This window comes from Pseudomonas sp. GW821-FHT09A09, assembly GCF_059418405.1.
Genome location: NZ_JBWKPU010000047.1, coordinates 30,137 through 43,632, shown reverse-complemented (window position 1 = coordinate 43,632; position 13,496 = coordinate 30,137). Strand labels below are relative to the sequence as shown.

The window sequence follows — 13,496 nt, the reverse complement described above, 5'->3', positions numbered from 1 at the left end:
TGGAAAGCCCGCAAAGGCGACCCTTGCGGCGCTGTCTACGCCCCCATCGGCACACTGCTGGGCAACCGCAGCGGCTACGTGCTGGACGCGCAACTCAACCTGCAACCCATCGGCGTGGCGGGTGAGCTGTACCTGGGCGGCGAGGGCGTGGCCCGGGGTTACCTGGAGCGCCCGGCGCTGACGGCCGAACGTTTCGTGCCGGACCCGTTCGGCAAACCCGGCAGTCGCGTGTACCGCAGCGGCGACCTGACCCGTGGCCGTCCGGACGGCGTGGTGGACTACCTGGGCCGTGTCGACCACCAGGTGAAAATCCGTGGCTTCCGCATTGAGCTGGGCGAAATCGAAGCACGCCTGCGCGAGCAGGACAGCGTCGGTGAAACCGTGGTGGTGGCCCAGGAGGGCCCGACCGGCAAGCAATTAGTGGCGTACGTTGTGCCCGCCGATGGACTGCTGGCCAACGAGGCCGAGTTCCGCGACAGCCTGCGTCGCGCCCTCAAAACCCGTCTGCCCGACTACATGGTGCCATCGCACTTCATGTTCCTGGCGCAAATGCCGCTGACCCCCAACGGCAAACTTGATCGCAAAGGCCTGCCGCAACCGGACGCCGCGCAGGCGCAAGGCGTCTGGGTGGCGCCGGTGACCGCGTTGCAACAGCAAGTGGCCGCGATCTGGGCCGAGGTGCTGGGGGCTGAGCGCATCGGCTTGACTGATCATTTCTTTGAGCTGGGCGGGCATTCGCTGCTGGCCATGCAAGTGATCTCACGCGTACGCCAATTACTGGCCCGCGAAATTGCCTTGCGCACGTTGTTCGAGCAGCCGCAGCTGGAAGGTTTTGTGTTGGCCTTGCAGGCCCTGCAAACCGATGACGCGCCGTTGGCCCCAGCCATGCTGGCGGTGGAGCGGGGCCAGCCACTGGCCTTGTCTTACGCCCAGGAGCGCCAATGGTTCCTCTGGCAGTTGGAGCCCGACAGCGCGGCGTACCACGTGCCCAACGCCCTGCGCCTGATCGGGCAGTTGGATCGCAATGCCTTGCAGCGCAGCTTCGACAGCCTGCTGGCCCGTCATGAAACCCTGCGCACGGTATTTGTCAGCGACGGCGAGCGCACCTTGCAGCGCATAGTGCCGGCCGCCACGTTGGTGATCGACAGCTGCGTGCTCGACAATCCGAGCCCGGAACAGGTGCAGGCACGGGTGGAGGCGGAAATTGCCCGCCCGTTCGACCTGCGCCAGGGCCCGCTGCTGCGCGTCACGCTGTTGCAACTCAGTGATCAGGAGCACGTGCTGGTACTGGTGCAGCACCATATCGTCTCGGACGGTTGGTCGATGCAAGTGATGGTCGATGAACTGGTGCAGTTGTACGCCGGTTACAGCCAGGGCCGCGAGGTTCAGTTGCCCGACATGCCTTTGCAGTACGCCGACTACGCCCTGTGGCAACGTGCCTGGATGGAGGCCGGTGAACAGCAGCGGCAGCTGGATTATTGGCGCAAGCTGCTGGGTACTGAACAACCGGTGCTGGAACTGCCGCTGGACCATCCGCGTCCGGCCATGCAGAGCTATCGGGGCGCGCAACTGGAAGTCGTATTGGACGCAGGCGTGGTCGCTGGCCTGAAAGCGCTGGCGCAACGCGAGGGCGTGACCTTGTTCATGCTGCTGTTGGCGTCGTTCCAGACCTTGCTGCACCGCTACAGTGGGCAGGCCGACATCCGCGTCGGCGTGCCGATTGCCAACCGCAACCGGGTCGAGACCGAGCGCCTGATCGGCTTCTTCGTCAACACCCAGATACTCAAGGCCGATCTCGACGGCCAGATGACCTTCGCCCAGGTACTGCAACAGACCAAGCGCCGCGCCTTGGAAGCCCAGGCGCACCAAGACCTGCCATTCGAGCAATTGGTCGAAGCGTTGCAACCGGAGCGCAGCCTGAGCCACAACCCGCTGTTCCAGGTGATGTTCAACCACCAGTCCGAGTTGCGTGCCTCCCGGGGTGAGCAATTGCCGGGCCTGCGCCTGGAAGGGCTGGAGTCCGACAGTCATCCGGCGCATTTCGACCTGAGCCTGGACACCCAGGCCTCGGCCGACGGCCTGTGGGCCACCTTGACCTACGCCACCGACCTGTTCAGCGCGGCCACCATCGGGCGCATGGCGCAGCACTGGCAGAACCTGCTGCAGGCGGTGGCCGCCGATGCCCGTCAACGTGTCAGCGAGTTGCCATTGCTGGCGGGTATCGAGCAGCAACCGTGGAACAACGGCGGCGCAGCGTTCCAAAGCCCGCTCGGTGTTCATGGGTTGTTTGAAGTGCAAGCGCAACGACGTCCTGACGCCATTGCGCTGTGCCTCGACGAACAGTCGCTGACCTATGCCGAGTTGAACCGCCAGGCCAACAGGTTGGCCCATTACCTGATCAAGCAGGGCGTTGGCCCCGAGGTATTGGTGGGCGTTGCGGTAGAGCGCTCGTTTGCCATGGTGATCAGCCTGCTGGCGGTGCTCAAGGCCGGTGGCGCCTATGTGCCGCTGGACCCGCAGTACCCGCGTGAACGCCTGCTGCATATGTTGGAAGACAGCGGCGTCAGCCTGGTGCTCACCCAGTCCCATGTGCCGATGCCGCTGCCTGAAGGGATGCCTGGCCTTGCGCTGGATCTGGCAGCGGGCGAGCTGGCTCTGTGTGCTGACCAGAACCCTCAGGTGCGGGTTGACGCGCAGAGCCTTGCCTATGTGATCTACACCTCCGGTTCCACCGGCAAGCCCAAGGGCGTGGCGATCAACCATGCGGCGCTCACCGAGTTCTCCAGCATCGCCGCCGGTTACTCGCGCCTGACCCAGGACGACCGCGTCCTGCAGTTTGCCACCCTGAACTTCGACGGCTTCGTCGAGCAGCTGTACCCGGCGCTGACCCACGGCGCCACCGTGGTATTGCGCGGGGCCGAGTTGTGGGACAGCGGCCGCCTGTATGCCGAAATCATCCGCCAGGGCATCACCCTGGCCGACTTGCCCACCGCCTACTGGAACCTGTTCCTGCTCGATTGCCTGGCAGCCGGCCCACGTGCTTACGGTGCGCTGCGCCAGATCCATATCGGCGGCGAAGCCATGCCGCTGGACGGCCCGGCGCAATGGATCAAGGCCGGGTTGGGCCATGTTCGCTTGCTCAACACCTACGGCCCGACCGAAGCCACGGTGGTCTCCAGCGTGCTCGACTGCACCAGCGGCGAAGAAACCATCGGCGCCACGGCCAGCCCGATTGGCCGCTCGTTGCCAGGCCGTGCGCTGTATGTGCTGGATCGCGACCTCAACCTGGCACCACTGGGTGCTGTGGGTGAGCTGTATATCGGCAGCCAGTGCGGCCTGGCCCGTGCCTACCTGAACCGGCCGCTGCTGACCGCCGAGCGCTTCGTGCCGGATCCATTCGGCGGCGACCGCCTGTACCGCACCGGCGACCTGGCGCGTTACCGCGCCGATGGCGTGATTGAATACGTCGGCCGGGTGGACCATCAGGTGAAAATCCGTGGTTTCCGTATCGAGCTGGGAGAAATCGAAGCGCTGTTGCTGGCTCAGAAAGGCGTGCGCGAAACCCTGGTCTTGGCGGCCGACAACCAATTGGTCGCCTACCTGGTGGCTGCCGAGCAAGACGCCGAAGCCCTGAAAGCCGTGCTGCGCGAGCAATTGCCGGACTACATGGTGCCGGCGCACCTGATCTTCCTGGAGCGCATGCCGCTCAACCCTAACGGCAAGCTGGACCGCCAGGCGCTGCCAAAACCGGATGCCAGCCTGACGCAACAGGCGTGGGTTGAACCGGTGACCGAACTGGAGCAGCAAGTCGCAGCCATCTGGTCCGACATCCTCGGTGCCGAGCGCGTCGGCTTGACCGACCATTTCTTCGAGATGGGCGGGCACTCCTTGCTGGCGATGCAGGTGGTGTCGCGCTTGCGCAATCTGCTTGGGCGAGAGGTCGCATTGCGCAGCCTCTTCGAACAACCGCGCCTGCAAGGCTTCGTCGCGACTTTGTCGACGGACGCCGGTGTTGCGTTGGCGCCACCTCTGCTACCTGTGGGCCGCGAGCAACCGTTGCCGTTGTCGTACGCCCAGGAACGCCAGTGGTTCCTCTGGCAACTGGACCCCAACAGCGCCGCTTACCACGTGCCGGGCGCATTACGCCTAAAAGGCGCGTTGGACAGGGTGGCGTTGCAGCGCAGTTTCGATGCCTTGGTGGCGCGTCATGAAAGCCTGCGCACCCACCTGCGCCACGAGGGCGAGCGTGCCGTTCAGGTGATAGTGGCGGACGCGAGCGTGGACATCGTCACAGCCGACACTGATGAGGCTGCACTGAAAACGCAGGTAGAAGGCCTGATCGCCCGGCCGTTTGACCTGACCCAGGGGCCGCTGATGCGTGTCCACTTGCTGCGTATTGCCGAAGATGAGCATGTGCTGGTGCTGGTGCAACACCACATCATCTCCGACGGTGGCTCGATGCAGGTGCTGGTCGATGAGCTGGTGCAACTGTATGCGGCCTACAGCCAGGGGCAGACGCCACACTTGCCGGCCATGCCGATCCAATATGCCGATTACGCCGTATGGCAGCGCCAATGGATGGAGGGCGGCGAAAAGGCGCGCCAGCTCGATTACTGGCGTACCTTGCTCGGCGGCGAACAGCCGGTGCTGGAGCTGCCGCTGGATCATCCACGGCCCACGCAACCCAGCCATCGCGGTGCGAGCATTGAGATAGCGGTGCCGCCCGCGCTGCTCAGCGCCCTGCGTGCGCAGGCCCAGCGTGAGGAGGTGACGCTGTTCATGCTGTTGCTGGCCTCGTTCCAGGCGTTGTTGCATCGCTACAGCGGCCAGCGGGACATCCGCGTGGGCGTGCCGATTGCCAACCGCAATCGGGTGGAGACCGAGCGTCTGATCGGTTTCTTCGTCAACACCCAGGTACTCAAGGCCGATATCGATGGGCACACCACCGTCGGCCAACTGCTGCAACAGGTCAAACGGCGAGCCCTGGACGCCCAGAGCCATCAGGATTTGCCATTCGAACAACTGGTGGAAGCCCTGCAACCTGAGCGCAACCTGGGGGTGAACCCACTGTTCCAGGTGTTGTTCAACCATCAAACCCAGGCGCCTGGGCGATATGACGGTCAATCCCTGCCAGGCTTGGCGGTCAGCGGCCTGGGCTGGGACAGCCAGACGGCGCAGTTCGACCTGAGCCTCAACACCCATGAGTCCGCCGAAGGGCTTGCGGCGTCGCTGACCTATGCCACGGACCTGTTTGAGCCGGCGACATTGGCACGTCTGGCACAGCATTGGCTCAACCTGTTGCAGGGGATCGCCGGTGATGCGCAGCAACGTGTCGACCAGTTGCCGCTGCTGGACCTGCGCGAGCGTGAGCTGGCGGTGCAGGGCTGGAACGCGACCGCGCGCAATTACCCGCTGCACAGTGCGGTGCACCATTGGATCGAAGACCAGGTGGCGTTCACGCCGCAGGCGCCGGCGCTGGTGTTTGGTCAACACCAACTGAGCTACGCGCAGCTGAACCAGCGTGCCAATCGCCTGGCGCATCGCTTGATCGAGGCGGGTGTAGGCCCGGACGTGCTGGTGGGCGTGGCCGTCGAGCGTTCTATCGAAATGGTGGTCGGCTTGCTGGCCGTGCTCAAGGCGGGCGGTGCCTATGTACCGCTGGACCCGGAATACCCCCGTGAACGCCTGGCCTACATGCTGCAGGACAGCGGTGTGAAACTGCTGCTGACCCAGGCCCACCTGTTGGCAGACTTGCCGGTAACGCCAGACGTGCAACACCTGGTGCTGGGCGAGTCGTGGTTTGAAGGGTACCCGGAACAGAACCCGGCCATTGTCCTGGACGGTGAAAACCTGGCCTATGTGATCTACACCTCGGGTTCCACCGGCCAGCCTAAAGGCGCGGGTAACCGGCATTCGGCGCTGATCAACCGGTTGTGCTGGATGCAGGAGGCGTATGGCCTGGACGCCAGCGATAGCGTGCTGCAAAAGACTCCGTTCAGTTTCGATGTGTCGGTGTGGGAATTCTTCTGGCCGCTGATGACCGGTGCACGCCTGGTCGTAGCAGCGCCGGGCGATCACCGTGATCCAGCCAGGCTGGTCGACTTGATCAACCAGACGCAGGTCACCACGCTGCACTTTGTGCCGTCGATGCTCCAGGCGTTCCTGCAGGATGCGGCAGTGTCCAGTTGCCACAGCTTGCAACGCATCGTGTGCAGCGGCGAAGCGCTGCCGGTGGACGCCCAGCATCAAGTCTTCGCCAAATTGCCGAACGCCCGGTTGTACAACCTTTATGGTCCTACCGAAGCGGCCATCGATGTCACCCATTGGACCTGCGTCGATGAGGGCCATGACACGGTGCCGATTGGTGAGCCGATCGCCAACCTGCGCACCCATGTGCTGGATGCCGGTCTGTCACCGGTCCCGGTCGGTGTAGCCGGCGAGTTGTATTTGGGCGGCGAAGGTCTGGCACGCAGTTACCACCGACGCCCGGGGCTGACCGCCGAGCGCTTTGTGCCGTGTCCGTTCCACAACGGCGCGCGGCTGTACCGCACCGGGGATCGGGTACGCCAGCGGGCCGACGGAGTGATCGAATACCTGGGGCGCCTGGATCATCAGGTCAAGCTGCGTGGCCTTCGCATCGAACTCGGTGAAATCGAGGCGCGCCTGCTGGAGCACCCAGCGGTGCGTGAAGCGACGGTATTGGTGCTCGAAGGCAAGCACCTGGTAGGTTACCTGGTGTTGCAACAGGCTGGCGACGACTGGCGCGAGCGCTTGAATGCCTACTTGGGCAGCCATTTGCCGGACTACATGGTGCCGGCTCAATGGGTGGTCCTGGATCAGATGCCGCTCAGTCCCAATGGCAAGCTGGACCGCAAGGCCCTGCCCACACCCCATGCGTCGAGCCAAGGCTACGTGGCCCCGAGCAGCGAACTGCAACAGCGGATTGCGGCGGTGTGGGCGCAGGTCCTGAAGGTGGAACGCGTGGGGTTGCATGACAACTTTTTCGAGCTGGGCGGCCATTCGCTGTTGGTGCTGATGCTCAAGAACACGCTCAGCCAGGCCTGTGGTGTCACGCTTGCGGTCAACCAGTTGATGCTGCACCCCACGGTGGCGGGCCAGGCCCGGTGCATCGAGGGGGAGGGCGAGCGTTCGTTGATCGTCAGGCTCAATACGCAGACTGAAGGTACGCCGCTGTACCTGTTTCACCCCAGTTTCGGTTCGGTGCATTGCTACAAGGCCTTGGCCCTGGCGTTGCGTGAGCAGCGCCCGGTGATGGGGGTGGTCTGCCGAGCGCTGGTGGAGGAGGGGGGCGAGGTGCCAGCCTGGAGTGAGATGGTCGAGGATTACACCCAACAGTTGTTGGCCGCTCAGCCACACGGTGCGTTCCGCCTGGCGGGATGGTCACTCGGTGGCAACCTGGCCATGGAAGTGGCTTACCTTCTGGAGCAGGCTGGACGCACGGTGGAATCCGTCGGCTGGATCGATGCGCCACCGCCGGCCCGCTATACCGCCTTCTGGAACCAGGGTGCCCTGGTGGACGAGCGGGTCATCTCTGCGGCTGAGCGACGTGCCGAGCTGTTGGCGGTGATGTTCCCGGCGTTTGCGCAGCAGATCCAAGACGTTTGGCACAGCGCGTCCGGCGATGAGGACCAACAATGGCAACGCCTGTCCGACTGGGCTGACGCGACCTTGGGGGAGGGTTACCGTGCACTCAAGGACGAATTGCAGGAAGGCGGCGAAACCGAGCGTTCCTGGGCAATCAAGCAGGTGCTGGATGAGCGCCTGCAAGACACCGACTACCGTGCAATCAAGGCGCCACTCAACTGCTGGTGGGCGGCACGCAGTGAGGCGGGGCTGCATCAGGTGCTGATTGAAAGTGGCATGCGCGAGGTGGTTGGCCAGGGTGGCATCCAGCGTTCGGTCGTGATCGACACCACCCATCACCGCATCGTCGACAACGCCGAGTTCATCAAAAGCTTCACCGCCTTGTAGTGAGCGAGCTTGCCTCGCGCCGGGCGCCCCCAAATACCGAGCCATGCGCTGTACGAGGTGCTGATTCGGAGGTTGGCTTGGGGGTTGCGGTGCCCTCGGCGCGGGGCAAGCCCGCTCACTACAACGGCCGGTTGGCGGGTTGCTTCGATCCAGAGGCGTCTGTGGTGGGTATTTGATAATGCTTCGGCTACAAAAAAGCCCCGTATCCTGCGATACGGGGCTTTTGTGTTTGCGCGGGTTTAGAAGTCGTAGCGGGTGGTGACCATCACGTTGCGCGGGTCGCCTGGGTAGGCCGAGTCATAGAAGCCGATGTTGGTGTAATAGTGTTTGTCGAACAGGTTGTTGACATTCAAGGTTGCCGACAGGTGATCGGTGACTTGATAACGCGTCATCAAGTCCACCAGCCAGTAGGGTTCCTGGGTGAACTTTTCAGAGCGACCACCCCCCGGGTAGCCCCAGTTGTTGACGGTCTGCCAGCCAGCGCTCTGCCAGCGGGCACCGCCGCCCACGGTCAGCCGGTCGAGGCTGCCCTTGAGTTTGTAGGTGGTATAGAAGCTGACCTGATCTTCCGGCTCCCAGGTCGCGACTTTTTTGCCGTCGTCATCGCGGGCGATCTTGTGGGTGTAGCCCGCCTGCAACTGCCAGCCCTGGGCGAGTTCACCGGAGATCTCCGCTTCGTAGCCCTTGGTCTTGGTCTTGGTGCCGATATAGGAGTAGTCAACGCCCGGTTGCGAGTTCCACGCCGTGTCAGCCAGTGGACGGTTCTCTTCGTGCACTTCGAAGTAGGCGAGGCTGGAGTTCAGGCGGCCATCGAAAAACTCACCCTTGACGCCAAACTCGTAGTTCTTGCCTTCGTTGGGAGCCAGCATGGCGCGTGTACGGGTGCGATATTGGGTTTGCGGCTGGAAGATTTCGGTGTAGCTGGCGTAGGCGGTGAAGTTGTCAGTGAAGTCATACGTCAGGCCGGCGTAGGGCACTACCTTGCCACTTTCCTGGGTGTCGCTGGTGCCGGTGACCTGATAGTTGGCGACACGCGAGCCGAGCAGCAGGTGCAGTTCGTCTGTCAGGCTGAAGCGGCCGGTGACGTAGGTGCCGGTCTGGCGCGTGGTTTCGTCATTGATCTTGGTAGCGGTCCACAGGGGCTCAATGGCTTGGCCGCGCCAATTGTAGAAGTCATAGGAGTTGTCGAAATAGGTGGTGGCGGTGTAGTCCTTGGCCTTCCATTTCGAGATGGACAGGGACTGGCCGATCACCAGTTCATGTTCGCGACCAAACAGTTCGAACGGCCCCGAGGCGTACACGTCGAGGCTGTCACTGGTGGTGTCGCCCACGTATTTACGTGCGTAGATGGAACTGGCGGTAGCGGAATCCTGGGAAATGTAGCCCAGGGGGGCGTTGTAGCCATTGATCTGGTGGTTGTACTGACCCTTGGTAACCCAGCCGTTATCGAATGTGTGTTCCAGGGTGGCGAAAGCCGTGCGGCTGTATTGCTCCCATGAACCCCACTTCGGTCCATTGTTGAACGAGCGCGGCACGTCCAGCTTGTTGCCGGTGGCATCAAAAATGGTGCGGGTGCCGGTCCAGCTGGAGCCTTTGGGGTCGCTGTCCTGATAATCGGCGCCCAGGGTCAGCAGGGTATTTTCGTCCAGGTCAAATTCCAGGATGCCGTAGAGCACGCCGGTTTTGCGCGAGTAGTGATCGAGGAACGATTGTTTGTCTTGATACGCTGCTACTGCGCGGCCACGCACGTTGCCGGTTTCAGTCAACGGGCCACTGACATCGACTTGCGAGCGGTAGTTGTCCCAGGAGCCTGCGCCCAGCTCTATGCTGCTCTTGAACTCGGACGTGGGTTTTTTGCGGATCAAGTTGATGGTGCCACCCGGGCCGCCGGCGCCGGTGAGAAGGCCGGTAGCGCCTTTGAGCACTTCGACCCGGTCATAGATCGCCATGTCGGTCAGGGTCTGGCCCGCCGAATATTGGGCGTCACGCAATGTGGGGATCCCGTCGTACTGGAAGTTGACGATCGAGAAGCCGCGAGAATAGTAGTTGGTACGTTCAGTGTCGTAGGTCGAGACGGTAATGCCCGGGGTGTGGCGCATCACATCGTCGATGGCGGTCAGGCCAAAATCATCCATCACCTGGCGGGTCACCACCGAGATCGATTGCGGTGTTTCCCGCGGTGTCAGCACCAGGCGTGTCGCGGTGGCGATGGTGCCCGGGGTGTAGGAACCGGTGCCTTCGGTCACGGTGCCCAATTGGTTGGCGGTAATTTGCGTGGCGCCCAGTTCCAGCCCTGAAACGGCCGCGGCACTGATGGTGATCGCGTTGCCTTGCAGGCTGTAGTGAATGCCGGTGCCCTTGAGCAGGGTGGCGATCGCCTGGTTCGGGTCCTGTTTGCCTTTGACCGCGGTGCTGTTCTTGCCCTCTACATCAGTCGGGCTGTACAGCACTTGCAGGTTGGTTTGCTGACCGAACGCCTGCAGTGCCGTTCCCAGTGGCTGTGCAGGAATATCGAGCTCGATCTCCTGAGCTTGCACATAACCGGCGATAGGCAGCGAGATCGCAAGGGCCAGGGCGCTGGGCAACAGGTTGATGTTCAAGGCCCGTCGCATGGATAGCGCTTTGCTCAAGGGGCTCCGACCGAGTCGTACTGGCATGAATGCTTTCTCTTCTAGGTTTTAAGTGGGCAGATTATTAAGTGCTTATTGAGGCTGGTTCTCATTACCACTAGTGAGACGTTCCTACTTGGTAAAACCGGAAAAGAAATTTCAAGCCGGCTCCATTTCGTGCACCACCTGGCCTGCGCTCAGGCGCACCAACTGGTCGGCGATGTCGAAATAACGGTCGTCGTGGCTGATGACGATGATGGTTTTGCCCAGGCGCTTGAGGTCCGGCAGCAGCTCGGTATAGAAAATGCGGCGGAACGCCGGGTCCTGGTCGGCAGCCCATTCGTCGAACACCAGCACCGGGCGCTCTTCGAGCCAGGCGTTGACCAGGGCCAGGCGCTTGCGTTGGCCGGTGGACAGGTCGGTGGTGCTGAAAACGCCGTCCTTGACGCTGACCTTGTGCGCGATCTCCAGGCGCTCGAGGTACTTGGTCGCGCTGTCCAGCGACTGGGTGGCGCTGCCCTGCACCAGGTCATCGAACAGGTAATAGTCGGCGAACACGGTGGTGAACAACTGGCGATAGTCATCGCGCACCGGGTCGGTCACGGTTTCGCCGTTGAGGCGGATCTCCCCGGATTGCGGCGGATAGAGACCCAGCAGCAGCTTGATCAGGGTGGTCTTGCCGCAACCGTTCTCACCGACGATAAACACGATGTCGCCCTGCTTGATGCTCAGGTTGATCGGCCCCAGGTGGAACGGCTCGCTGCCTTCGACCGGCGGCGGGCTGTAGCGCACATTGTGCAGCTCCAGGCTTTGCACCAGAGGGTTGGGCGCTTCGGAGTTGTCCATCAGCAAATGGGGCTCGGGGGAAGAGAAGCGATCGGCCAGCTCGGTGATACGCCCGAACGCAATACGCGCCTTGCCGATGATCGGCAGGTAACCCACCACGTGTTCCAGCGGGCCTTTCATATACAGCAGCACCAGTACAAAACCGGTGATCACCGCCGGGTCCGGGTTGGGGCTGTAGGCCTGCATCGCCAGGGCCAGGCCGATCACCACAAAGAACAGCATCGAGCCAAAGGTCTTGGCCACGATATAGATGTTGACCGAGCGCACCTGGATGTCGCTGATCTGGTCGGCGGTTTCCTGGATGCGGTGGGTGTTCATGCGATAGCGGCGTGGGCGGTGGATGCGCAGCTCCTTGGCGCCCGAAGCGATTGCCGAGTAGTAGCGTTGCAGTTCGTCCTCAAGGTCGCGGGCCTCGTCGAAACCGCGGATACCCTTGTGGCCTGCGATGAACTGCACGCTGCTGCCGATGACAATGGCCACGATCATCATCAGGAACATCGGCACCGAGAGGTACGCCAGGTAACCCAGGCAACCGAGGGTGACGGTGGTGGCGATGGCCAGCGGCGTGAACGCAAACGAGAAGTCACTGATGGTGTCGACGTCGTGGGTCAGCACCGGGATCAGGCGGTGGGAGCGGTAGCGCTCGATCTGCTCGATCGGCGCCGACAGCACTTTTTCACCCAGTTCCTTGCGCAGCGCAGCAATGATGCGTTGGCCCACGTAGTTGGTGCCGATGTCGGACACGATCGAGCTGGTCAGGGCAAGCACACACAGGGCGGCAAAGGTCAGCACCACGCCCTGGGTCATGCCGGTGGAGGAGTGCAGGGCATTGTTGATGGTGGCCAGCAGAAACGTGATGGCCAGGCCGCCCGCCATGCCCAGGGCAACGGAGACCGTCACGATGGTACGAAAGGGTCTGAGCAATGCGAGCAGACCGTTGAAGGCGCCGCGCTTGGGGTCAGTCATAAATACATCCCGGAGAGTGAAAAATGGGGCTGGGCACACAGACCCTTACCCATGACAAACGAAGCGCCGGGGCGAGTATTTAGCGCGGTGTGCCAAGTGGTGGCGGTGGTGGATAAATCCACGGGGGGCTGGTTCGTTCTTGTTCTGTAGGCGCACGTGCATCAAGGCCGTGCGCAGTCCATCCAGCGAGAGCGAAACAATGACGAAAAAGAACCTGGTATATGTCTGGTCCCTGAGAAATGCCGCCGCCGACAAGGCCGGGCAGCCAGTGGCCTACAAGGACCACGAGCGCTACATGAAGTCGGTGCTGGAGTTTCTGGTGGGGTCGCTCAACGACACGCCGCTGGGCCAGGCCTATAACCTGGTGGGCGTGGTCTACGACGATGACGAACAGAACCCGCGCGACCAGCAGTTGGTCAAGGACTATGGCTTCGCCTACCAGCAGGGCCGCCAGTGGCTGTACCCCGCCGACCTTCGCGTGCAGGGCAGCCTGGTCAACGACCTGCTGCTGAGCGTACCGTCCACCTACCGCCGCTTGCCGCGTGGCAGCGCCGAGCATATCGCCGGCAAACAGGATTTCGAACGCCGACTGTACGACACCCTGGTGGAATTGAAGGCCGACATCGTGGTGCTGGATGGCTTACTGGTGATCCTCGACGAACTCGTACGCCCGGGCGCGCCGTTTGCGCGACGCATCATGAACATCCACCCGGGCATCACTCGCATCGAATCGCCTTACGAGCGTCGCGGCGCGTACGCCACCTGGAACGCCCTGTACGGCGCACGTGGCCAGGCGGTGGTGGACTGGGCCACCAAGGAAACCAAGCCGTGCGAGCCGCTGTACCTCACCGGCGCCTCGTTCCACTACGTGGACAACGGCATTGACTCGGGCGAGGTGTTCCACGACGTGCTGAAAACCGAGATTTCCCCGGAAGACACCATCCTCGAACTGCGCTGGAACAACTTCAATAACAGTCTGTTCCCGGCGCTGCACGAAGGTTTGGAGCTACTCGCCAAACAGGTCTGAATACACACGACCCTGTAGGAGCTGGCTTGGGGGGGGGGGGGGGGTGTTTGGTGGGG

The 13,496-nt window shown here is 62.6% G+C and carries 4 protein-coding genes; 2 read left to right on the top strand and 2 right to left on the bottom strand.

All coding sequences use genetic code 11. The features are described from left to right. Positions 1 to 7,992 (top strand): amino acid adenylation domain-containing protein (locus AC07OV_RS27700; protein WP_495093398.1); only part of this gene is annotated, 7,992 nt, incomplete at its 5' end. A 239-nt stretch (positions 7,993 to 8,231) separates the two neighbouring features. Here AC07OV_RS27700 and AC07OV_RS27695 read toward each other — a convergent pair. After that, positions 8,232 to 10,604 (bottom strand): TonB-dependent siderophore receptor, encoded by a 2,373-nt coding sequence (locus AC07OV_RS27695; RefSeq protein ID WP_495093397.1) that lies wholly within the window; start codon positions 10,602 to 10,604, stop codon positions 8,232 to 8,234. A gap of 156 nt (positions 10,605 to 10,760) precedes the next feature. Beyond that, positions 10,761 to 12,413, bottom strand: a complete 1,653-nt coding sequence (locus AC07OV_RS27690; RefSeq protein ID WP_494997951.1) for a cyclic peptide export ABC transporter — start codon at positions 12,411 to 12,413, stop codon at positions 10,761 to 10,763. Positions 12,414 to 12,612: 199 nt separating this feature from the next. On the opposite strand from AC07OV_RS27690, the gene AC07OV_RS27685 reads away from it, so the two are divergent. After that, positions 12,613 to 13,440, top strand: a complete 828-nt coding sequence (locus tag AC07OV_RS27685; protein WP_495093396.1) for a N(5)-hydroxyornithine transformylase PvdF — start codon at positions 12,613 to 12,615, stop codon at positions 13,438 to 13,440. The last annotated feature ends 56 nt before the right edge of the window (positions 13,441 to 13,496 follow it).